This is a genomic window from Variovorax beijingensis (assembly GCF_007828835.1).
Classification (GTDB): domain Bacteria; phylum Pseudomonadota; class Gammaproteobacteria; order Burkholderiales; family Burkholderiaceae_C; genus Variovorax; species Variovorax beijingensis_A.
The window spans coordinates 286,291-311,665 of the sequence record NZ_VIVL01000005.1; the positions used below are offsets into that span (position 1 = coordinate 286,291).

The 25,375-nt window shown below is 65.2% G+C and carries 8 protein-coding genes; 5 read left to right on the top strand and 3 right to left on the bottom strand.

Annotated elements, in window-relative coordinates; all coding sequences use genetic code 11:
* The first annotated feature begins 7 nt into the window (after positions 1-7).
* On the top strand, positions 8-1,282 hold the full coding sequence (locus tag FB547_RS17450) for a tetratricopeptide repeat protein (RefSeq protein WP_145744332.1): 1,275 nt from the start codon (positions 8-10) through the stop codon (positions 1,280-1,282).
* A 32-nt stretch (positions 1,283-1,314) separates the two neighbouring features.
* Here FB547_RS17450 and FB547_RS17455 read toward each other — a convergent pair whose 3' ends face one another.
* Entirely contained in the window at positions 1,315-1,794 is a 480-nt protein-coding gene (locus tag FB547_RS17455) for a hypothetical protein (RefSeq protein ID WP_145744333.1), read from the bottom strand.
* 48 nt (positions 1,795-1,842) lie between these two features.
* Positions 1,843-2,490, bottom strand: coding sequence for a tetratricopeptide repeat protein (locus FB547_RS17460; protein WP_261380320.1), 648 nt, complete (start codon positions 2,488-2,490; stop codon positions 1,843-1,845).
* A 278-nt stretch (positions 2,491-2,768) separates the two neighbouring features.
* Here FB547_RS17460 and FB547_RS17465 point away from each other — a divergent pair, with 278 nt between their 5' ends.
* Together FB547_RS17465 and FB547_RS17470 are read left to right on the top strand one after the other, a co-directional pair.
* Entirely contained in the window at positions 2,769-21,947 is a 19,179-nt protein-coding gene (locus FB547_RS17465) for an Ig-like domain repeat protein (RefSeq protein WP_145744335.1), read from the top strand.
* The gene (locus FB547_RS17470; protein ID WP_145744337.1) at positions 21,948-22,364 is read left to right on the top strand and encodes a hypothetical protein; all 417 of its coding nucleotides are present in this window, start codon (positions 21,948-21,950) and stop codon (positions 22,362-22,364) included. It abuts the gene before it with no gap.
* Positions 22,365-22,392: 28 nt separating this feature from the next.
* On the opposite strand, the gene FB547_RS17475 is transcribed toward FB547_RS17470, so the two are convergent.
* Complete coding sequence (locus tag FB547_RS17475) at positions 22,393-22,941, bottom strand: RNA 2'-phosphotransferase (RefSeq protein ID WP_145744339.1); 549 nt, start codon at positions 22,939-22,941, stop codon at positions 22,393-22,395.
* A gap of 172 nt (positions 22,942-23,113) precedes the next feature.
* Between FB547_RS17475 and FB547_RS17480 the strand changes: the two genes are divergently transcribed.
* Complete coding sequence (locus tag FB547_RS17480) at positions 23,114-23,950, top strand: hypothetical protein (protein WP_145744341.1); 837 nt, start codon at positions 23,114-23,116, stop codon at positions 23,948-23,950.
* A 415-nt stretch (positions 23,951-24,365) separates the two neighbouring features.
* A complete protein-coding gene (locus FB547_RS17485) occupies positions 24,366-25,373 on the top strand; it encodes a hypothetical protein (protein WP_145744343.1) in 1,008 nt (335 codons plus the stop codon).
* The last annotated feature ends 2 nt before the right edge of the window (positions 25,374-25,375 follow it).

Genomic DNA, 25,375 nt, shown 5'->3' on the forward strand with positions numbered 1-25,375 from the left:
TCTTCCCATGACTGATTCGAACGCACCTTTCAATTCCGCAGCGGCAGCGTCCGAGGACGCTCGCCTTGTTGCGCTGCGACAGCGGCTGGGCCGGCTCGAGGGTTTTCTCCGGGACGACCCGTCGAACGGCGCCCTGTTGATCGATGCGTTCGAGACGGCGCTGTCGTGCGGCGAGTGGGAGCGGGCTCGCCTTCATTTGCAGCACGGCCAGGCGCTTGATGCCGAACCGCTTGCGTGGCGGCTGCGCGAGGGCGATTTCTGGCTCGCGCAGCAGCGATACGACGAGGCGCTCGCTGTTCTCGATGTCCTGGCGAAGACGCCTCAGCCGCCTGCCGGGTTCGCTCAAGTGCTGCTTCACAACCTGGCCTTCATCGAGTTTCGGCAAGGCCATTTTTCGGAATGTATCGACCGGTTGGCGCCAACGCTCGAAGCATTGGCCGAGGCTCCATCCGACGCTGCGACGCATCCGCTGGCCACGACGCGTGCCCTGCAGCAACTCTGGTTGCGCGCGATGCATCACGACGGCCAGCTTGATCGCGCGATGGCCTGGACGCGCGCAGCAGAGCAGCGCCGCGCGCTGGATGCGCAGGCGGCCGGCGTAGCCAGCCTGATTGCCATCGATGCATCGGACCTCGCCGCGGCGCAGCGCTGGTCCAGCGCCAGTCTTTCGAGCGACTCCCCCTTCGATCATCCGGTCGAGGCGCTGGTGGCACAGGCGTCGCTGGCGCTGGCCGCCCGCGATGCCAAGCTTGCCGCCCAATTGGCGGATGTGGCATTGCAACGCCAGCCCGGTGATGGGAGGGCTTGGTCGACGCGCGGCTTTGCGGCGCTGCTGGGGGGAGATTTGGTTGCCGCCCGTGCCGCCTTCGACAAGGCGGTGTGGGCCATGGCGAGCCATATCGGGACCTGGCATGGCCTAGGGTGGACCCAGATCTTGCAGGGCGACCTGGCCGGCGCACGTGCGAGCTTCGAAACGGCCCTTGCACTGGATCGAAACTTTGCAGAGAGCCACGGAGGCCTGGCCGTTGTTCTGGCCGGACAGTCATTGCGGCAGGAAGCTGCGGAGCATGCCGAGCTTGCATTGCGGCTCGACAAGAGCAATCTGTCGGGCAGGTATGCGCAAGCCCTGCTGAGCGGCGAAGTGAAGGATGCCAACGACTTGCAGCGCTTCGCGCGGCGGTTGTTCGGGGGGAGGGCAGGGCCGTTGGGGGAGGATATGGCCGAGCTTTTTCAGCCGTCTGCCATGCCGGCCCCCAAGCCACCAGCCGACGAAGAGCGTTGAAGAAAGGGGCGGGTGTGCACGCCCCCAGTCAGTCAGCGGCTCGTCCTGTCAGTCTTGGCAGGTGGCTCGGCCGGCATCGCCTCGGCCAGCAGAAGATTTCCTGCTTCTTGCAACGCCGCATTCAATTCGGTGTCGCTCTCCATGCGCTGAAGCACCGCATCGACCATCTGGTCGAAACCCTTGACGTCCAGCCGCTCGCGGCCGAACTCCTGCATCAGAACGGATTCCAGAAAAAGCCGGAAGGCCTTTCTTTGCCGCTGCGGGTCGTCCGGCGACAGGGCACGAACGCGCAGCGCCACCGTCTGCCGGATCTGCGCTGCTTCGCTGCTGTCCGCATGGACTGGGCGCTGACCACCGGCAGGCGTCGAGCCCTTGCCTTCGCTTTCACCGGGCGGTGCCTGAACTTCGCGCGGCGCAGCGTTATGTTCTGAGCGACTCCGGTTCTGCGCCCTGAACTGCGCGGCGAACTGGGCACGGATCAGCGCTGCCAGTTGTATGGATGGATCAATCATGAGACGGTGTGCCGGTCGTGCAGGCGCCGCGCTGGCGCCGTCCGAGAATCAATGAGCGCGTCCCTGCTGCTGGTAGTTGGCCAGCAGCACGTGGTTGTCCGCGGTGTCTCCGGAGGATGAGCGTTCGTTGTCAGCCGCCGAGGCATCCGGATGCAGCGCCTTGATGCCCGCGATGACCTTTTCAATGTCGCCAGACAGTGCTTCGTTCGTGGTGTTGAGCGTCAAGCCCTGCTGGTAGTGGTGCAGGGCCTCGTCGAAGTGGTCTTGCGCCAGCGCCGCGAATCCGTTCACGAAATGCGGCAGCGGATCTGTATCGGGCAGGCTGAGCAGCGGCTGCCAGGTCAGCAGGGCGATTGCGGCGCGGCCCGAACTGAATTGCAGCAGCCCCAGTTGATAGCGTGCCATCGGGAATCCAGGTGAGAGCCGTGTCGCGTTGGCAAACGCGGCTTCGGCTTGCGCCATGTCGCCGAGCGCGGCGAATTCGGCGCCCAGCAGGAACTGAGGCAACCCCGCACCAGGCTCCGCGGCGCTGGCTCTCTGGAACCACTCGATGGCTTGAACGCCATCGTTGGCCAGGCTTGCGGCCATGCCTTGGGACATCAGGGCATCGAAGGAGGTCGGCTCGGGTTGTTTCATAGGTTTTGTACTGGGTGGTGGCGGCGCCAATGCTCGCTGGACGAGCACGCTGTAGCGCATTGTCGTACCGAGTGGATTTGCGGACCAAATGCCCAAGCGCTCACACCGGATCAACGCGGTTGCGTCGGTAGCAAATTCGTCCATTGCGATTCAAAGAAATTTAGTTAAAGCCCCATCAAGGATGAAGGGCTTTGTGCCATTTTCTAAACAAATCGCCGCTCACCCGGATGAGTTGTCCCGAACCGTAGGCCGGCCCGCAGTGGGTCGGCCCAGCCGCAGGAGCGTCACCTGTCACGGCTGCCGATCGGCGGTTCCAGGAACAATGGGTGAGGCCGTCAATGGTTGCAATCGTCAGCGGAAATAGTCTGGGTCTGAGCCTGAGCTCGTTGAGCACTCTGGGCCAGCGAGGCCAGTTGGGAACAGCCGGCCAAGGCCGCAGCGGCGAGCAGTCCTTCGTCAACATCGCCAACGGCAACCTCGTGCTGCAAGGCCGCGACGACGTGCTCATGGGCCGGGGGCTCGACGTCCAGGCCGTGCGCACCTACAACAGCCAGGGCCTGCTCAGCGACGACAACGGCGACAACTGGAACGTCGGTGCCTTCGGCCAGAAGGTCGTGCTGACCTCCGGCACCCTGGGCGCTGCGGGCAGCACCCTGACGCGCACCGACCGCGACGGCGCCCAGGCTGTCTATACCTGGGACGCCGCCCAGAGCCGCTACGTCAGCCCCACCGGCGCCGGCGCCTTCGACACCATCGCCTACGACAGCGGCGCCTCCCAGCTCATCTGGACCGATGGCGACACCGGCCGCATCGAACGCTACCAATCGAACGGCGCCGGCCGCCTGGTCTCCGCCACCGACACCGACGGCAACACCGTCAGCTACGCCTACAACGCCAACGGCACCGTGCAGTCCGTCACCGATGCCAACGGCGACGTCAGCCACTACGACTACAGCGGCACCAACCTCACCCAGATCCGCACCGTCTCCGGCGGCGTCACCGCCACCACCGTCCGCTACGCCTACGACGCCAGCAACCGCCTGTCCAAGGTCACTGTCGACCTCTCGCCCGGCGACAACGCCGTGTCGGACAACAACGTCTACGTCACCACCTATACCTATGACGGCGCCAGCAAGCGCGTGGCCAGCGTCACCCAGAGCGATGGCACCCAGCTGAGCTTCACCTACGTCCAGGCCGGCGGCAGCTACAAGGTCGCCACCGTCACCGACGCTCTTGGCGCAACCACCAGCTTCAGCTACGACACCGCCCAGAAGACCACCACCGTCACCGACCCGCTGGGTGCCCAGTCGGTCTATCTGTACGACGCCCAGGGCCAGCTGCTCCAGGTGCGCAGCGGCGTCACCGCGGCCAACGTCGCCGGTCTGAGCCAGGTCAGCTACGCCTACGATGCCGCCGGCAACGTCACCCTCGTCACCGATGGCGAAGGCCACAAGGTCGCGCTGCAGTACGACGACCACGGCAACCTGATCCGGGAGGTCGATTCGGCCGGCGACACCCGCGTGCGCACCTACAACAGTGCCAACCAGCTGCTCACCGACACGATCTATGCCGATGCCGCCGTGGTCGACCGCGGCGCGTTCAACAAGGATGCCGCGCTGCCCGAGACCACGCGCTACGTCTATGCCGCCGGCAGTGCCAACCGGCTGCGCTTTGCCATCACCCCGCAGGGTAACGTCACCGAATACCGCTACGACGCCTACGGCCAGCGCACCAGCGCCATCGCATACGCCGGTGCTGCGTACAACACGGCCGCCCTGGCCTTGACCGAGGTGCCGACCGAGGCACAGCTGAGCAGCTGGGCCGCCGCCCAGGACCTCACCCGCACCGAGCTCACCGAACTGGTCTACGACGCCCGCGGCCAGCTCAGCAGCAGCACGACCTATGCCTCGACGGCAGCCAACGGCAGCGGCGTGGCCGGCACCGCCGCCACCACTCAGTACATCTACGACCCGCGCGGGTTGCTGCTGCAGAAGATCGAGCCTGCGGCCACAACCGGTGGCGCCACGGCCGTCACCACCTATACCTACGACGGCCTGGGCCGGCTGCTTGCCGTCAGTGCGCCGTCGCTCGACGGCGGCGCCACGCCCAACACCACCGTCACCAGCTACGATGATGCGGGCGGCAAGACCAGCGTCACCATGGCCAACGGGCTGGTCACCGTGTCGGCCTATGACAAGGCCGGGCGCCTCGTCAGCGTGACCCAGCAGAGCGCGGGAACAGGCGTGCTGGGCACCACCAGCTATGCCTACGACAAGGATGGCAACCTGCTCATGACGCAGGACCCGACGGGCGTGCGCAAGTGGATGCTGTACGACGAGGTGGACCGCAAGATCGCCGAGATCGACGCCACGGGCGCGGTGATCGAGTATGTGTACAACGCCAATGGGCAGCTGCGCGAGACGATCGCGTACACGAGCCGCATCGGCACAGCCAATCTGGTCGACGGTGCGGGCAAACCGACCACGGCGTGGAGTGCGACGAACACGACCACCAGCCTGAATGCGCTGCGGCCGGCCGCCACGGCGCAGGACCAGAAGGTCTGGCGCTTCTACGACACGGCCAACCGCCTCGCCTGGCAGGTGGATGCGCTGGGCTATGTGACGCAGACGACCTATGACGGCGCGTCACGCATCCTGACAGTGACGCAGCTGGCCAATCCGATCGATGTGACGCTGCTGGGCAATGGGGCCAATGTGCAGATCCTGGTGGATGCGGCCACTGTGGGGGGGATCACGCTCAACGTGGATGCGGCACCGGCCCCGCTGGGCTCGGCGGTGACCTTGACGGCCACCATCGAAGGGACCAACCCCGGGGGCATGGTGACTTTCTTCAACGGCGAGACCGTCATCGGCAGCGCCATGGTGGTCAATGGCGTGGCCACGCTCGTGACGAACGAGCTGCCGGTGGGGGTTAACAGCGTCCGTGCCGCCTACTCCGGCGATGTACAGCGGCCTGCGAGCGTCTCGCCAATCGCCCTAAAGACGATCTCGGGGGCGACCACCGGCGCTACGCTGAGTTTTTCCAGCAGATTCGACGCATACGGCGGGGCTTTCGGCATTCACCCGAGCTACGGAGAAGCGGTGACGCTGTCGGTCACGCTGACTACCGTGCAGCCGCCCGGACTTGCACCAGCCGCCGGCGAGGTGAAGTTCTACAACGGAACGGTATTCATCGGGACCGCAACAGTCATCGGCGGGCTGGCGATGCTCGAGATCGACAGCCTGCCGGTGGGCAATCTGAGCATCCGGGCGGAATATGTGGGGGATGCCATGCATGCGGCGGCAACTTCCAGCCCGCAAAGCCTCACGATCAGTCCAAACCCCACCAAGACGGTGCTTGTTGTATCGGGTAGCGATTCGGCATTGAATCTGAGCGCATCCGTGGGCACGGCATCCCTTTTTCCGTTCTCGCCAAGCGGCACGGTGACCTTCTACAACGGCGCCACGGTGGTGGGCACCGCGGCGTTAGTCAATGGTGTTGCATCGATTCAGATCGCAGGTCCGGCGAGTGCCGCGGCCTTCAAGGCGGTGTACAGCGGCGACGCGATCAATGCCACCAGCAATACATTGGGCCAAGCCGGCGCAGTGGTGCCTTCTCCTTCGCAGACGACGCTGACTGTCTCGGCAACAAGCGTGACCCAGGGCCAACCTGTGACGCTGACGGCACAGGTGGCCGGGGCTTCTCCCAGTGGTCTGGTGACCTTCTTCGCGGGCGCGACATTCCTGGGCAGGGCTTCGGTGGTCAATGGTGTAGCGACGCTTGTGACCAACTACCTGCCGCTGGGCGCCAGCGTGCTGCAGGCGAGCTATGGCGGTGACGCCAACAATCAGGGCAGCGTCATGGCTGCGGGGCCTTCGGTCCAGGTGGCTGCGGGGACCACGACAGTGCCTGGGCCGACGGTGGTGGCCGATTCGGTAACGCTGTATCAAGGCTTTAGAAGACCGATCATCGGTATACCAGTTCAAATCGGGGCAACCGCATCCACTGGTAGCGGGGGCACTTTTAGCATCTTCGAAGGACAAACGCTGGTGGGTGTCGGGAGTGATTACTACTTCACGATTCCACCGTTGTCTCTGGGGACGCACAATCTCACGGCGGTGTACTCGGGCGATGCAAGCAGTCCTGCCGGAGTGAGCCAGACGCTGCAGATCGTCATCGAGAAGGCTCCGCCCGCTATTGAGGTCACTTCGTCAAGGTCCCAGGCTACGGCTGGCTCGCCGCTGACCTTAACGGCCAAGATCGCGGTCTCGCCGATGGATGTCTATTACGACGGAGCGTTCAACGGTCCTCCCGTCACCGGCCCGGTCACGTTCTATAGCAACGGCACGGCGATCGGGACTGCCGATGTGATCAATGGCGTAGCCACACTGACGCTAAGCAGCCTGCCGTTGGGCACGGCCAGCATCACGGCCAGCTACGCGGGCGATGCGAACTTCAAAACCGCCACCACCGAGCGGAGTCTGTATCAGCAGGTCGTGGCCTCGACACAAGCAGTCTCCACCACCACAACGCTGACGATTTCCCAGGCGACCGGGAGCTATGGCTCGCCCCTGATTTTGACCGCGGCAGTCACTGCAGGCGCGGGATCGTTCATTGCACCCGCTGGCACTGTCAGTTTCTACAACGGCTTGGAGTTGCTGGGGACCGTTGTATTGGTCAACGGCCAAGCCAGTCTCAGCGTCGACCATCTTCCTGTAGGCAGACCCGCGCTACGCGCCGTATATAGCGGCGGTGCGGACAACACCACAAGTGCGGCCGATCTTCTTGGCATTTCTGTTGTCAAGGCTTCGTCGGAGACGACGCTGACGGTCTCAGCAACTAGCGTGACCCAGGGCCAACCTGTGACGCTGACGGCACAGGTGGCCGGGGCTTCTCCCAGTGGTCTGGTGACCTTCTTCGCGGGCGCGACATTCCTGGGCAGGGCTTCGGTGGTCAATGGTGTAGCGACGCTTGTGACCAACTACCTGCCGCTGGGCGCCAGCGTGCTGCAGGCGAGCTATGGCGGTGACGCCAACAATCAGGGCAGCGTCATGGCTGCGGGGCCTTCGGTCCAGGTGGCTGCGGGGTCCACGACAGTGCCTGGGCCGACGGTGGTGGCCGATTCGGTGACTTTGTCCCAAGGCTTCACGCCGAGGCCAGTCCTCGGCGTACCGGTTGGTTTGTATGTCAGTTTGTATCCCAGCTCCGGCAGCAGCGGAGGCACCTTCAGCATCTTCGAGGGGCAAACGCTGCTTGGTGTCGGCAGCGGCAGCTCTTTCCAGATTCCGCCGCTGTCTTTGGGGACGCACAATCTCACGGCGGTGTACTCGGGCGATGCAAGCAGTCCTGCCGGAGTGAGCCAGACGCTGCAGATCGTCATCGAGAAGGCTCCGCCCGCTATTGAGGTCACTTCGTCAAGGTCCCAGGCTACGGCTGGCTCGCCGCTGACCTTAACGGCCAAGATCGCGGTCTCGCCGATGGATGTCTATTACGACGGAGCGTTCAACGGTCCTCCCGTCACCGGCCCGGTCACGTTCTATAGCAACGGCACGGCAATCGGGACTGCCGATGTGATCAACGGCGTAGCCACGCTGACGCTAAGCAGCCTGCCGTTGGGCACGGCCAGCATCACGGCCAGCTACGCGGGCGATGCCAGCTACCAGGCCGTCAGCGTCGCCTCTTACCGAGCGCTGTCCCAGCAGATCGTGGCTGCTCCCGTGGAGAGTTTCGTTGGCTTGACGACCAGCCCCGCCGCACCTGTCTATGGCGCTCCCCTCATCCTCACTGCAACCCCTTCCGGCCAAGGCAACCCCGAAGGCGGCACGGTCAGCTTCTACGACGGCGCCACGCTGCTGGGTACGGTCGCCCTGGTCAACGGCAAGGCCACCCTGAGCATGAGCAACCTCGAGGTGGGATCGCACTTCATCCAGGCCGTCTATTCCGGCGATGCCAACAACGCCACCTCGCAAACCACGGCCAATGTCACGATAGCCAGGGCCCCCGCCACCTTGACCAACCTCACGGCCGCCTCGGTCGCCAAGGACGGCACCCTGTCCGTGCAGGTCAACGGCGTTGCCCCAGGCGGCCTGGTCAGCTTCTACGATGGCATCCGCCTGCTCGGTACCGCCCGGGTCGCCAATGGCGTGGCCACTCTGTCCGGCGTGTTCTTGCCACCGGGTACGCATACCTTCACGGCCGCCTATGCCGGCGATGTGCACAATCTCGACGGCGAGGTGAGCTTCACCCAGGTCGTCCAGGGCACGCCCGTCACCACCATCTATGCGGCGCTGGACATCCAGCAAGACCGCACAGTCACCGAGCTGTACAACCGCGACGGGCGCTTGCAGGGCACCCTGGACGCCGAGGGCTACCTCACCGAATACAAGTACGACGCCGCCGGTGAACTGGTGCAGACCATCCGCTACGCCAACCGCGCAGCCGACTTCGCCAGCGTGTCCGCGCGCATCGCCGCCATCGCGATCGCGCGCGCCAGCTACAACCTGAGCGGCCTGCGCCCCAACACCAGCAGCAGCGCCGACATCAACGCATACAACTTCTACGATGCCCAAGGCCGACTGGTCGGGCAGGTCGACGGCGAAGGCTACCTCACCGAAACCATCTACGACTTGCGCGGCAACGTCACTGGGACCAAGCGCTATGCCAACCCGGCGGGCGCCGTCAACGCCGCGTCCACGCTGGACAGCATCCGCCCGTCCGCAGATGCCGCCCAGGACCAGACTGTTACCCAGACCTGGAGCGCCGCCAACCAGCTGCTCACCCGTACCAATCCCGAAGGCACCGTCACCCGGTTCGCCTACGACAGCATCGGCCAGCTCGTGCAGACCACCACTGCCGTGGGCACGGCGGACGAGCGCACCAGCCGCGCGCTCTACGACCTCCAGGGCCGCCTCATCGGCCAGCTGGACGGCCGCGGCAGCGACGTCGTCGCACTGACCGATCCGTTTGCTCTGTGGGCCGCCAACGGCCTCACCCATGCCTACGACGCCGCCGGCCGGCGCACCAGCACCACCGACGCCAACGGCCATCGCACGCTCTTCTTCTACGACCCCATCGGGCGCCTGCGCTACACCGTCAACGCCGTGGGCGAAGTCACCGAGAGCCGCTACAGCGCCCAGGGCCAATTGGCCGAAGAGGTCGTCTACGGCACCCGCGTCGATGTCGCCACCCTCGGAGCCACCACGCCCGGTGGCTTGAACACCGCCACCCTGGCCAGCCAGCTCGCCGCCGTGGCCGATGCCACCAAGGACACCCACGTCCTGCACAGCTACAACGCCACCGGCACCCGGGCCAGGACCACCGACGCCCTCGGCAGTACCACCAGCTATTCCTACAACGCCTTCCGCGAGGCCACCGCCAGCAGCTACGCGCTCAAGAGCGGCTACGTCGTCACCGACACCGTCAGCTACGACCGCCGCGGCCTGCAGACCCGGAGCGTGGGCGATGCGGCCACCCTCGCCATCACCCGGCGCCAGACCTACGACGCCTTCGGCCGCGTCATCGAAAGCTTCGACGGCAACAACAACCGCAGCCAGGTGGCCTACGACCGTCTCGGCCGCGTTGTCACCACCATCGACGCGCTCAACGGCTCCCATACCACCAGCTACGACGCCTTCGACCGCGTGCTCACCCAGCGCGACGCGTTGTTCAACACCACCAGCTACAGCTATAACACCGCCAACCGCAGCACCACCGTCACCACGCCCGAAGGCGTGACCATGACCACCGTGCGCACCCGCCAGGGCCAGACCCAGAGCGTGACGGATGGGCGCGGCAACACCACCAGCTACAGCTACGACAAGAGCGGCAACCTGCTGCAGACCAGCGTGCCGCTGGGTGCAGCCACGGTGACCACCGGCAGCGCCTACGACAAGACGGGCCTGGTCCTCACCAGCACCGATGCCAACGGCGTCGTCACCAGCTACGCCTACGACGCCGCCAACCGCCTGCTCACCCGCGCGGTCGACCCCACGGGCCTGAACCTCGTCACGGCCTACGGCTACGACGCCAAGGGCCAGACGGTCAGCGTCACCGATCCGCGCGGGGTGGTTACCGCCACTGAGTACGACCTCAACGGCCAGCTCGTGCGCCAGGTCGTGGACCCCACGGGCCTGAACCTCGTCACCACCTACGCCTACGACACCACCGGCCAGGTGCTGCGCGTGACCACGCCCAACGGCAGCGTCACCCAATACACCTACGACGGCGCCGGCCGCCGCGTGAAGGAGCAGGTCGACCCCGAAGGCCTGAACCTCACGCGCAGCTACGAATACGACGCGGCCGACAACCTCACGCGCTCCATCGACGCCAACGGCAATGCCACGCGCTACGCCTACGACGCCAACAACCGCCGGGTCTTCACGCTCGACGCACTGGGCAATCTCTCCAGGCAGGAATACGACGCCGAAGGCCGGGTGATCCGCCTGACTTCGTATGCGGCGCCCATCGACACCACTGGCCTGGGCAACGCCCCCACCGTCGCCCAGATCCAGGCGAAGGTGGTGGTCACCGCCGGCTCCGACGTCACCGAGAGCCGCCGCTACGATCGCGACGGGCGTCTCGCCTTCAGCGTCGACGGCACCGGCGCCGTGGTCCAGTACATCTACGACGGCGCCAACAACGTCATCGAGACGCGGGCCTACGCCAACCGCATCAGCCTCGCGGGCTGGAACCTGGCCAGCAACCCGCCGGTGGTCGCCGATGCCGCGCGCGACGAACGCGTGCGCACCGTCTACGACAGCCTGAACCGCGCCAACTGGCGCGTCGACGGCGCCGGCGGCGTGACGCAGTACACCCGCGATGCCAATGGCAACGTCATCGAGGCCCTCGCCTACGCCAACGCCATGGGCAGCGCCGCCTTCAACGCCTGGGACGGCGCCGGCGCACCTGTCGTCACCGCCGACCCCGCGCGGGACACGCGCGTGCGCACCGTCTACGACAACGCCAACCGCGCGAGCTGGAGCGTCGACGCGCTGGGCAATGTCAGCCGCACCACCTACGATGCCAACGGCAACATCCTCGAAACCCGTGCCTACGCCACCCTGCTGGATGCTGCCGCGCTGGCCGCCTGGGATGGCCGCAGCGCGCCCGCGCCGGTCGCCGACGACGCGCACGATGCGCGCGTGCGCAACGTCTACGACGCCGCCAATCGCCAGAGCTGGCGTGCCGATGGTACCGGGGCGGTGCAGCACACCGAATACGACGGCAACGGCAATGTCACCAGCCGGCGCCAGTACGTCAACACCATCGCCTACGCGAGCGCGCCGGACAGCGTGGTCGCCAGCGACGAAGACCGCGCCACCGACTACCTCTATGACGGTGCCAACCGGCTGCGGTACGAGCTGCGCTACACCAACACGTCGGACTTGGCTTCCGGCGTGGGCGAGATGCGCCAGGTCACCTCCTACGACTACGACGGCGTGGGACGCCTGGTGCGCCAGACCGCGCATGCGTGGCCGCTGTTCAGCTACGTGCCCAACGACATCGACGCCGTCTTCGGCAATCTCACGGTTGCGCCGGACATCGATCAGTCGCAGTACATGGCCTATGACGCCGCGGGCCGGTTGACTTGGCGCGTCGACGGCGTGGGCGCCGTGACACGCAATACCTATGACGGCACCGGCCGCATTGTGCGCACTGTCCAATATGCAAGGCCCATCGATGTTCTGGGCTTCAGCGGTGCCGCGAACGGCTACGACCTGCCGCATCTGAGCGAAAGCGCATTGCTCACGGCTGTTCAGCTCGACGCCGGCGCTGACCGCGTCTCCGTGTTCGCCCACGACGGCGCAGGCCGCCGCACCTTCACAGTCGATGCCCTGGGTGGCGTCACAAGAACGATCTACGACGCCTTCGGCAACGTCACCCAGCAGATCGGTTACGCCAACCCCATCGCTGCGCCCACCACAGCCACGACCTACACCGATACGGCCTTGCAGGGGGTCGTTTCGCTCAATGCGGGTGCCGACCGCATCCAGCGCTTCGCCTACGACCAGTCCAACCGCCAGGTCTTCGCTGTCAACGCCCAGGGTGCCGTCACCGAATCCATCTACGACGGCCTTGGGCAGGTCGTTCAGAGCCGCGGCTTTGCCCAAGCCATCAATGTGGCCGGGCTGAGCACCACCGCCAGCGTGAGCGATATTCGCGCCCGCACGGCAGTCGACACCGCCAACGACCGTGTGTCCTCCCACGTCTTCAATGCCGGCGGACAAGAAATCTACAGCGTCGATCCCCTGGGCTTCGTCAGCAAGACCGACTACGACGGCCTCGGGCAGGTGCGTGGCACCTTGCAATATGCGCTGTCCATCCCCGCCGGCACCGCCAGCACCGCCGCCGCAATCGCCGCGGCTGTCGTCACCAGCGCCGAAGACCGCAGCAAGAGCTTTCAGTACGATGCCGTCGGCCGCGTGCTCTCCAGCGTCGACCCGATGGGCTTCACCGAGTCGTGGACCTACGACGCGCTGGACAACAAGACCGGCTACACCAATGCCAAGGGTTCGGTGTGGCAGTACGAGTACGACCGCAGCGGCCGCATGCTGCTGGAGATCTCCCCGCAGGTCGAGCTCACTGCCGTCACGGCTGGCGGCGATGGCCGGCTGCAGGTCGATGCCGGCTCGAGCGGGGTCGGCAATGTCATCACCGTGCTGGTCTACGACAGCTTCGGCAACCTGCGCAGCCGCACGGAAGGGGCGGGACGGCCCGAGCAGCGCACCACCAGCTACGAGTACGACCGGGTCGGCCGACAGGTCAAGGTCATCTATCCGCCCGTGGGCGTGTACAACCCCTCGGGCGACGCCTTCGTTGTCGACGGCCTGGACAGCCGCCACGACACCATCCAGACCCTCTACACCGAGACCACCTACGACGCGCTGGGCAACGCGGTGGCCAACCGCGACATCGGCGGCAACTACAGCTACAAGACCTACGATCTCGTCGGCCGTGTGGCCCATGAGGTCGATGCGCTGGGCTTCGTGACGGGTTACACCCGCAACACGTTCGGCGATGCGACCGTGCTCACCCGCTACGCCGTCGCTACGGGCCTGGCGGCGGGGCATCCGGAGAGCCTGGGCCGCGCACAGGTCCAGGCCACGGTCGATGCGCTGGTTCACGATGCCGACCGCACCTTGTCGACCACCTACGACCGCCTGGGCCGGGGCATCGAGGTGCGCGAGGCCGCGGTCTATGTTCACGAGGGCGGCAGCAACACCGCACAAGATACCTTCGCGGGCAAGACCACCCGCAACACCTACAACACCTTCGGCGAACTCACGCAGGTGGCGCAGCTCAAGAGCGCGGGCACCTGGACCCTGAGCACCAACTTCTACGACCGCCGCGGCCAGCAGGTGGCCAACGTCGATGCGATGGGCTATCTCACAACCCAGGCGTTCGATGCCGCAGGCAACACCACCATGCGCATCGAATATGCGAAGGCGGTGAGCTGGGCCGGTACGAGCAGCCTTGCGGGCTGGACCGGTACCGTCAACGCAGGCGGCACGCCGCCGGCGCACTCGGCGGACGCCAACAACGACCGCCGCGTGGACAGCGCCTACGACCGCAACAACCGCAAGACCAGCGAGACGCGCAAGAACGTCGAGTACAGCATCGCGTCCAACGGCACCAGCACGCGCGGCGACCTCACCACCAGCTACGGCTACGACGCGGTGGGCAACCTCACGCGCACCACGGACGCCGCGGGCGCCTCCACCTACAGCTACTACGACGCGCTGGGCCGCGTCACCGCCGTGGCGGAGCCCACGCGCACCAGCACCGTGACCGGCGCGGCCATCACGCCGTTGACCGTGTTCCGCCGCGATGCCTACGGCAACGTGGTCATGAAGACCGAGTACGTCAATGGCGCCGATGCCAATGGCGCGCCATTGGCACCCAGTCCGCTGCCGCCCTACGCACTGGCGCCCAATCCGGAGGTCGCCTTCATCGAGGGGAATCCCCTTTGGGCCAAGGAGGGTGTGGTGGGCTACATCGCAAGCGCTCCTTTCGAGGGCGGAACGGCGCTGTACAGGATCAACAACACCTACTTCGGCAAGCACCTCTACACCACCAACCTGTCGGAGTACCAGTCCTGGCTGGCGATGCCGAACAACGTCGGCGAAGGCATCCAGGGTTATGTCGCCACGGCCGAGCAGCCGGGCAGCGTCAGGCTGTACCGCCTGACCTCCGCGCAGCCGGGCTTCGTCGATGTCGTCTACACCACCAGCCTGGCGGAAGTCCAGGCGCTCACCAGCAACCCCCAATACCCGTACGTCGTGGACGAAGGGCAACCCGTCTATCTTGGGGGCAGTGCAACAGGGCCCTTCGATGCGCAGCTGACGCGGTACGTGGGGCCATCGCTGTCGTTCATGACCGGCTTCGACCACCTGTACCTGCCCGACAGGAAGCCCGTGGATGCCTGGAGCGACGCCGACACGCTCGCCCGCACGGACCGCACCAGCTATGCCCAGTACGACGCAATGGGCCACACGGTGCAAAGCACCGACGCCATGGGCGTCAACCACTACAGCTCCTACAACAGCCAGGGCCTGATCGCCAAAGAGTGGCAGGGCGTGACCGACAACGCAGGCACCGTGCGCACGCTGTACCGGGCGTATGAATACGATGCCTTGGGACACCAGACGCACATCTACGATCCCGCCACGTCGACCGACAGCACGGACTACACCCAGGGTGCGGCCGCCACCAACGGCATCTACACCACCCGGCCCCGTGCCGTCGTGACGCCCGGCGCGTACGGCAGCGGCGAAGGCGAGGGCGGCAACCCGGTGCCGTCGCCCGACGGCAATGCGCCGCCGATAGCCTCCTACGGCAGCGTCGCGCTGTCGCACCTGGCGAACCTGGTCAACGCTGCTGGCGGTGCGGTTCAGGTTCAGTTCGACTTCATCACGCCCAGCTACGACGTCGCCGGCACGGAAAACACCGAACCATCCACGGTGCCCGGCCACGCCGCCAGCTACTCCCGCACCTTCTTGACCCCGGGCGAGGTGCTGCGGCCCGATGGCGTAACGGTCTCCCCGGACAACGAGCCCATCGCCAGCGTCACGGCCATCCGGATACTGCAGTGGAACGGCGCGGCCTGGGTCACCCTGTGGCAAGGCAGCCCGGCCGAAGCCACCGGGCAGGACACGCTCAATGCCGGAGCAGGAGTGTCTGGCGCGAAAGTGGACACGGCGCTGGAATACAACGCCTTCGGCGAACTGACCGCCAAGCGCGTCAACGGCCAGCTCGGCGAATACTTCGACTACGACCGTGCCGGGCGCCTGTGGCGCACCAACGCCGGCGACGGCGTGGACAAGATCGCGCTGTACGACCTGCAGGGCCGCCAGACCGCCGACATCCGAAGCGCCGGCTCGGGGCGTGGCGACATCAACCTGCGCAGCGCTGCCGATGCCCAGCAGGTCGCTCAGCTGTCGGACGTGCGACGCACCGACACCACCTATGACCTGATCGGCCACATCCTGAGCCAGGCCTTGCCGGAGCGCCAAGAGGTGCAGGGCGGCGTCAGTGTGCGCACCGATGCGCTGGTGGGAGGCATTGCCGCTCGCGCTGTTCACGGGGCCGAAGGCTGGAGCGGCAGCAACACCGTCAACCTCGGCTGGAATGCCTTGGGGGGGCTGGGCAGCGGCGACGTGCGCGTCGATCTGTACTACATCCCCGTCGATGCGCAGGGCAACGAGGGGCCCGAACAGGTCAGGAGCCAGATTCTCAACGCCACGCAAGGCAGCGGCGGCGCCAGCTTCAGCTGGAACCCCGCTGCCGGCGAAGGCTACGGCGGCATCGGCCGCATCTCGCGTGTCGTGGTGGCCAAGAAGGACCTCCAGGCCAACTGGCAGACGCTCATCTCGCAAAACGGGGTCGGCTATACCGGCCAGAGCCTGCAGGTGGCGAGCCCGGACGATCCGAACGCCTGGGTGCAGGTGCAATACCGGCTGGCCGGCAGCAACGGCGCGTGGAGCGAACTCAGCACGGTGAGGTTCGGCGATGCGGCCCGGGGCGACCTCTCCGGGCTCGCGTTGGGGCGCTACGAATACCAGGCCATCACCCATGCGCCGGGTCAAAGCGACCGCACCACGTCCATGGGCGTCTTCGAAATCACGCCGCGGCCTCTGGCCACCTTCGGCGTGGCCGGCGTCAACGGGTCGGCGCAGACGCTCGACTGGCAGGGCCCGGGCGCGGGAGATCTGCAGACGATCCGGGTGCGCCCGGTGGGCGGCAGCTGGAGCGCACCCTGGGGCATCAACCGTGCCGCGGGCAGCGACTGGAGCACCATTGATCTCTCGGGCCTGGGAGCGGGCCAGTATGAGTACGAGATTCTCTGGACCCACCCCGGCGAAGCCGGGCCCTATGCCCACGCCACCGGCCAGATCAACAAGGTCGACGGCACGCCGGGCACACCCGGTACGCCGCCCACGCCTGCTCAGGGCCTGCCTCACATCGACGGCCTGTACGTCGAATCCCGGCAAGAGAAGATCGGCGATGACGAGCAGACCGGACCCATTTATCAAACGATCTTTGTGGTGCGGGTGCCCGGTCCGCCCCCCGGCTCTATCAGCAGCTTTGGTGTGCGCATCAAGGGCAGTGGCAGCGGCCTCCTGCCCCTTGAGATTCGGCAGCGCAGCGACCTTGGCTGGGAAGTCAACATCACCAACGCGCACTTGCCTGCGGGCCTCTACGAATACTCCTACGGATTCTTCCCCGGCATTGGTGCGGCGGCCACGGCTCACGCGCTCGGTGACCTGGCGCTCGACAGCGCCGGCAGCGTTTCCATCACCGACACCACTCCGCCTTACGTTCCCGGGACACCAGGCACCCCCGGAACGCCTCCGACACCGCCGCAGTACGGCTGGGGCGCAACGGACAGTGGCCCGTACCCGATCAGCCAGGATCCGTTGCTCGGCGGACGCGTCATCGGCCAGAGCCCCGGCCTGAACGGCCTGGACGGCTACCAGCGTCCATTGGTCAAGCAGACCATCGACCGTTGGGGCAACGTGCTGAGCATCAACGACCCGCGTTCGACCGCATGGGTGACGAACTACAGCTACAACGCCAACAACCAGATGGTCCGCCAGGTGCAGACCGACGCGGACGGCAACCCGGGCCTGGATGCCAACGGCAACATCGGCAATGCCAACGCGCCGGTCACCCAGGTCTACTACGACGCCATGGGCCGGCAGGTGGCGGTTCGTGATGCCAATGGCAACGTCAACGGCCAGGAGTGGGATGCGGGCGGCAACCTCGTGCGCGAACTCCACGCGGATGGCAACGGCGTCGACACCGGCGTGGTCACTCACGCCTACGACGCGTTCGGGAACAAGGTACGCACCGTCGATGCCGAGCACAACGCAACGGCCTTCGTATTCGACAAGCTCGACCGGCAGGTGCGCACCACCTTCGAATCGGTGGGCATCAGCCAAAGCCAGCGGTGGGACCAGGCCGGTCGTCTGCTCTCGCAGACCAACGGCGCGGGTGAGACCGTCCGCTACGACTACGACCTGCGCGGCAACCTGATCGCGACCACGCAGCCGCTGGGCCAGAGCACCCGGGCCGGCTACGACGCGTTCAACCGCAAGGTCGTGGAGATGGATGGCAACGGCGCGCTGGCCACCTGGAAGTACGATTACTTCGGCCAGCTGCGACGGCACAGCGACATCGGCGGGGTCAACTATGTCTACAGCTATGACAACGCGCGCCAACTGGTCGCGCAAAGCAACGGCTGGGGCCAGAACCGCGTCTACAACTATGACGCGGCCGGGCAACAGACCCGCATCCAGGACATTGCCATCGGCCAGACCAGCAGCTACCGCTACGACCTGTCAGGCCGCCGCGTGCGCGAGATCACCGTGAAGGGCAACGTCACCTACCAGGACAACCACATCGCCTACGACGCGCTCGGGCGCATGCGCTGGGTGAGCGATGCGCGCGCGGTGCTCACCATCGAGTACGACAAGGTGGGCAACCGTACGCACATCCACACCCACGTGAACGATGCCGACGTGAGCATGCTGCCCCCGGACAGCGACCGCTACTTCCAGTACGACGCCATGAACCGCCAGACCCTGGTGGATTCGGCCACCGCCGACGGTTCGACCCTGGGGCCGGACGGCCATCGCCTGGCCTATGACCACAACGGCCGGCGCACCAGCGACAAGCACGAAGGCATCCGCATCGTGCAGGTTGAGGGGCAGTGGACCGCGCAAGCCGGCGGCGAGACCGAGGAGGTCTACGGCTACGACGGCATGAACCGGCTGACGAGCACCACGCGCGACGGCACGGTGGTGGACTTGCGCACCTATGACGGCGCCAGCCGCGTGCTCGCCAGCGGCGTGAGCGGCCTGGATGCGCAGTACACCGCGCTGCACACGCAATACCAGGGCGTGACCGGCAGCGACCCGCTCCAGGTGCGCCAGAGCCAGTACGACGACAACGGCCGGCTCGTCTTCCAGAGCACGCTGGCCCATGTCTCGCCCTTTGTGAGCCCCAGCGGCCAGAGCTTCAGCGGCGTGAGCTACACCTACGACGACGCGGGCAACGTGCTGGGCTATCTCACGGCCAACGCCGACCCGGCCAACCCGACCTTCGTCAGCACCACCAACACGCTGCAGCGCGCCGAAGGCTACAGGCAGCTCACCAGCTTCAGCCAGACCCGCCCGGCCACGGGGCCTGCGGCCGGCACCGTGACCGCCCAGGGCCTGGTGGGCTACAACTACGACGCCAACGGCTTCCTGACCCACACCGGAGACCCCGGCAACCAGAGCGTCACGCAGAACCACTTCTTCGTCAACGACGCGAACGGCACGGCGCTGTACGCCTACTACGGCGATCCGGCCAGCCCGATGCAGGGCCAGCGGCAGCTGGTGGTCAACGGCGAGGTGCTGGGGCGCTACGGCTGGGTGCCAGACCAGCTCTACGCGGGCGTCAGCTTCCCGGTGCCGGGGTTCACGCCCTACACGCAGAAGGCCAGCTTCAGCCTGGGCTACCAGCCCATCAACGGCAACTACCCGGCGGGCACGCCCGGCACCTACGCGGTGGGCGCGGGCGACACGCTGCAGAGCATCGCCAAGGGGGCGTATGGCGATGCGAACCTGTGGTACCTGATCGCCGACGCCAACGGGCTGGGCGGCAACGCCGAGATGCGCGTGGGGCAGGTGCTGACGATACCGGCGCATGTGTCCAACGCGAACAACAGCGCCACGTTCAAGCCCTACGACCCGAGCAAGATCATGGAGGGCACCAACCCGACCATGATGGCGACGCCGCAGAGCCAGGATGGGGGTTGCGGGGTGGTGGGGCAGATCATCATGGTGGTGGTGGCCGTGGTGGTGACGATCTGGACCGCTGGGGCGGCGGCAGGGGCGATGGGCGCCGCCACGGGCGCCGCGGGCGGAACCATGAGTGCAGGCATGGCTGCCTTGGGAGGAACCTATGGAGCGGGCATCGCTGTGGGTGCAGGCGCCATTGGCGGAGCCGTGGGATCGATCGCCAGCCAAGGCGTGGGCATCGCCATCGGCGCGCAGGATCAGTTCAGTTGGAAGGGGGTGGCCTTGGGCGCGATCGGTGGCGGAATCTCCGGAGGGCTGGGCGCGGTGGCCAACGGAGCGGTGCCGGCGCTGCAAAGCCTGGCGGGCAATGGCATGGGCGTCACGATGGCGCGTGCGGCGATCGGCAGCGCGTTGACGCAGGGCATTGCCGTTGCCACGGGTCTGCAGGACAAGTTCAGCTGGAGGAGCGTGGCGGCGTCTGCTGTAGGAGGCGGTGTGAGCGCTGCGGTGAGCGGCGCGATCGGCAGCAGCTTCGGCACAGACACGTTCGGTCAGTTCGCCAACCGGGCGGTGTCCGGCTTCGCTGGCGGGCTGACGACAGCGGCGTTGCGCGGGGGGCGCGTCAGCGCGACTCAGGTCGCTGTTGATGCCTTTGGCAATGCGTTGGGGGACTCCCTGGCGAGCGCCAACGGGCAGAGCAGTCGCAATGACGATCTGGATGCCTTCCTCGCGCTGAACGACAACTTCTCGGGGTCGAGCTACACCTTTGCGGACAGCATGGCCGGACGCCAGGCCGCCAACAACCCGATGGGGTTGCGAACATCAAGCGAGGCAGGCAGCACAGACGGGGTTCCGGGTCGAGGCATCACGCAGATCGTGGCGGAGATGGGGCAGTCCAGCACGTACACGGCGCAAGCTAAGGACAGCATCTCAAAAATCCTGGGAACCAGCAATCCGCAGGCTATTGGCGACTTCATGCGCGCCAACAACATGACAAACAGCACGATCTACGCTGGGCGGGATTACGCTATTCCAGGTGCCATGAACGCCCTTGGCGACAACTCGGTGCTGGGGCAGGACGCGCTCAATGTCGATAACTCGCGACTGAAGGCGATCGCGGATGTCAGGGCAGCGCAGGCTGCGACCTATCGCAATGAGAACTACGGTAACGAGGGGCGTTACTCAACGCCATCTGTTTCGAGCACCTACGACGATATAAGCTGGCTCAGCCGCCGTGGGAGACCGATGGTTGAGCAACCCGTTTACGACTCGATGACCGGCATGCCCACGGGCATGACCGAGATGGTGCCAGGGAGCAATCGCGCGGAGATGAGCTACGGCGATCAGATGGCACACATCGGGCAAGTTGGTGTCGGCGCGCTAAAGGGCTTGGTCAATGGGGTGCCGAAAATGGTGATGGCCGGGGTCGATTTGCTCTGGCAATCAGCTGCCTATCAGGGTGCCACCGAAATGGGCTTGGACACGACGCAATCACTCGCCGCAGCCAGACAATCGACGGCGGGTTGGACGGATGGCACGGTGCTGCCGTACGCCAACAGAGATCAGCAACTCGGCGGCATCGGGGGTGAACTTGTCAGCCCGATGGTTTACGGCAAGGGCTTCCAATTGGCGGGTTCGGCGATCTCTGCAACGGGTGATCTCTACAGCTTGACCAGGACTGCTGGCAATGCAGTTGAGGGGTGGGCTGCAGGTCAGATTGAGCGTGCAACCCTAACCACAATGGAGCGCGAGGCTTGGATCCCGTCTTCTCAAATTCGACAAACGCAACAATCAGTTTCTTATGCAAAGCGTGATGAGCTAGGGAACGTCCGCTACACCATCGACGATGTGGCGCGCGGCTTTGCAGAAAATCCTGCTGATGATCGACTTGTAGTTGACGTGGTCAAAATGCGTGATGGTGGCTACACGAGCGTCGACAACTCTCGTGTGACCGTCGTCAACGTGGGTGGGGGTGCTGAAATGCGCGTGCGGCTTCAAGGCGCGGACGATCTATTAACTGCATCCCAAGCCGATCGATTCACCATTTACCCCAAAGGCGGAGATCCGGTTGTCCCAACGACGTGGGGGCAAGCTGCCGAGTTGCGCATTGGCGAGCAAAGCAAGACCTTCTCCACGACGTACCCATTCGGCATGAGTGGTATACCAAAGGTGTCGGGCGCTCCTGCAGGAAGCATTTGGAGTCCGTATGCGAAACTACCTTGGAGTCGTTAAGTGAAAGCAGTTGATCCCATTGCACGACAGCACACGCTGCGGGCGCTAGCCACTCTTGGCATTCCTTGTCCCGAAAAATACATGGAAATGCTCAAGGCTGTTCCGGCAAATGAAGGAATTCCGGGTCTTTATCCGTGGTGGTTCTTGCCTGACCCCGAGGCGACTGGGAAGTACGCCAGTTCGGTTGCGGGACGCCCAGTGCTTCCATTCGCACAGGCAATTGGTCACGACCTCATCGCTTGCTTCCTCACAGATTCATCATCCGAACCGAGCGTTGTCGTGATCAATCCGTGGAGTGAAGTAGGCGCGGCTCAGACGCGTGCCACCCTTGCTAACTACGATGCGTGGCTGACGTATGCAAAAGAAACGTCAGAGCGCTTTATGGCAAGAGAAAAAGAGGATGCGGACGACCAATGAGTCATCGCGATACCGCGGGGCACTCAGTTCAGGAGTCTGAGCTCAAGAAACACGGTGGAACGTGGGTAGTGAGCCACACGCCGTTCTGCGCCTGGAAAAATTTGATCCCTTGGTCATGCATGGCGCCGGCCGCGATGGCGAGCACCACCGGCTTGCCATAGCGCCGCCCGACATTGGTCGCGGTCTGCACATCCTCCGACAAGTGAACGTGATGCCGCGACCCAGGCAGCAGGCCCTGCGCACGGATCGACTCCAGAAAGCGCGTGGCCGTGCCGTGATAAAGAACTGCTGGCGGCGCCTTCTCCTCGAAGCTGATCGCGACGCTGTCGGCCGAGTGACCTTGCACCGCACGGATACTCGATCCATCGGCAGAAAGCGCAAACCGCTTCTTCTCACTGGTGGTCACCACCTGCTCGATCAACGGGCGGTCGAGCGTGCGCCCGTGCTGCACTGCGGCCGCGATCAACGCGTCAACGCTTGCCCATCCTTCTGTGTCTAATGACAATCCGATCGACTGCGGCTCGTGGCGCAGCACGTAGCTCAGGAATTTGCTCGTTTCGATGAGCACTTTGCTCATGGTCTTCTTACCTCTTGATAGATGTGAACGACTGTATGGCCTCGCGCGAACAGCTGCTGCTTGATTGTGTCCTGTCCACATGAACCCGTCGCCTGCGCCAGCCTATCGGACGGGCGTCCTTGAGCGTCCAACTCCTACGGGATGAAAGGCCTCTTTTCAGGTCGGCCAGCTCGTGCGCATCGACGACGCCGGCGTGGGAAGGACCAGCAGCTACCGCTACGACCTGTCAGGCCGCCGCGTGCGCGAGATCACCGTGAAGGGCAACGTCACCTACCAGGACAACCACATCGCCTACGACGCGCTCGGGCGCATGCGCTGGGTGAGCGATGCGCGCGCGGTGCTCACCATCGAGTACGACAAGGTGGGCAACCGTACGCACATCCACACCCACGTGAACGATGCCGACGTGAGCATGCTGCCCCCGGACAGCGACCGCTACTTCCAGTACGACGCCATGAACCGCCAGACCCTGGTGGATTCGGCCACCGCCGACGGTTCGACCCTGGGGCCGGACGGCCATCGCCTGGCCTATGACCACAACGGCCGGCGCACCAGCGACAAGCACGAAGGCATCCGCATCGTGCAGGTTGAGGGGCAGTGGACCGCGCAAGCCGGCGGCGAGACCGAGGAGGTCTACGGCTACGACGGCATGAACCGGCTGACGAGCACCACGCGCGACGGCACGGTGGTGGACTTGCGCACCTATGACGGCGCCAGCCGCGTGCTCGCCAGCGGCGTGAGCGGCCTGGATGCGCAGTACACCGCGCTGCACACGCAATACCAGGGCGTGACCGGCAGCGACCCGCTCCAGGTGCGCCAGAGCCAGTACGACGACAACGGCCGGCTCGTCTTCCAGAGCACGCTGGCCCATGTCTCGCCCTTTGTGAGCCCCAGCGGCCAGAGCTTCAGCGGCGTGAGCTACACCTACGACGACGCGGGCAACGTGCTGGGCTATCTCACGGCCAACGCCGACGAGTCCTGCTCGACGGGGCGACTTGACTGTTCATAGAGCAGCTTCTGCCATCGGGCCGAACTGCCTTCCGTCCCGCACGGACGCCGCCTCCTTTAACCGGTTTGTTCTGGCTTCTTCGTCACGAACATCGAAGGTGATAGCCCGTAAGGCATCCGTTCAGCGTCTGTACCCAGTAATCCTGGGCATGAGCCTGCTGCACATCGGCCAACGTCCTGCCGTTCCAGGCTTCCATCGGAGTCAGCCTTTTGAGGTTCTGGTGGAATTCCACGAAGCCTCTGGAGCAACTGAAAGACCACTCAGGTTACTCGGGAACAGCTAAACAAATCGAGGTTTCCCCTGGATATGCGGAACTCGATCCACTCGGGCTGGCTGGCCTAGACTGGCTCGGCGTTGCCAGTAACTTCCTCATTTGCACACTCCGTTCTCAACGGCTTTCCCCATGTATATGACCATGCTCACGAACCATATCCGTGCGGTCAAGAGCTGGGGCGAGAAACATGCCGCGCAGTCCACGATCGACGTCGACTCGTTTCAGATGGAGGTGAAAGCAAGGAATCGCTTCTTCACCCTGCACCCCCAGTTCCGGGCGCGCATCAACGGACAGTTGGCCAACGTGAGCAAGTTCTCGAACGAAACGACCGGGTTCTTGGGGTGGCTTCCCTATCAGCCGGTGCGGTGGGCGCTTTCGACCGACAAGCTTCTGTTCAAGGCCTACATGGCAAAGCACGCGCTTCGCACGCCGGCGTGGTGGATCCCGCCCGTGCAGCCGGACCAGGATTTCATCTTCAAAGGCGCAATGGGCTCCTTCGGCTTGCATATTGCCGGCCCATTTCGCGCTGGTGCTACCGCGGTGGATGAACTGGGCAGTTCCGCATCCTCGAAAGAAATCCGTTATGCCGAGCAGTTCGTGCCAGGCGTCAATCTCAAGCTGTGGGTCTGGGGGCGGACCATTTTCCATGTGCACGTCCATCCGTACTCGATGGTGACCGGCGATGGCACCCGCAGCATCGATGAGTTGATCGACCAACTCGCCCGCACCCAATCGCCGCAGATGCCTCGGCCTCGGGGCGATGCCGAGGCGGTGGTGGTGTCGCTTGCCTATCAAGGATGCACCCGTGACGAAGTGCTGCCGTCCGGAAAGTCCGTGTGGCTCGACTTTCGCTATGGGCGAAGCTACGAGTCTCCGCCCACCACGGAGTCGGCAGACAACGCACTGCCCAATTTGCCCGGCACACTCTTGGAGCAGGCCAGCTTGGCCGTCGAGGTGCTCGCGAGAGATCTGGAGGCCCGCTTCTCGGCGCCAGTCTTGTATTCGCTGGACGGCATTCTGGACGACAGCGGCAACGCATGGTGGCTCGAAGTGAATTCGAATCCCACACTGCCTCCCAGCGGCTATCCTCATATTTTTTCTACATTGTTCGGAACTCAGGCCGAAACATCGAATTTTCCAGGCCGTTGATG

Bases quoted from the DNA above. Each gene is read 5' to 3' on its own strand.
- FB547_RS17450 (WP_145744332.1), top strand. From the start codon at position 8: ATGACTGATTCGAACGCACCTTTCAATTCCGCAGCGGCAGCGTCCGAG.
- FB547_RS17455 (WP_145744333.1), bottom strand. From the start codon at position 1,794: ATGATTGATCCATCCATACAACTGGCAGCGCTGATCCGTGCCCAGTTC.
- FB547_RS17460 (WP_261380320.1), bottom strand. From the start codon at position 2,490: ATGCGCTACAGCGTGCTCGTCCAGCGAGCATTGGCGCCGCCACCACCC.
- FB547_RS17465 (WP_145744335.1), top strand. From the start codon at position 2,769: ATGGTTGCAATCGTCAGCGGAAATAGTCTGGGTCTGAGCCTGAGCTCG.
- FB547_RS17475 (WP_145744339.1), bottom strand. From the start codon at position 22,941: ATGAGCAAAGTGCTCATCGAAACGAGCAAATTCCTGAGCTACGTGCTG.
- FB547_RS17485 (WP_145744343.1), top strand. From the start codon at position 24,366: ATGCTCACGAACCATATCCGTGCGGTCAAGAGCTGGGGCGAGAAACAT.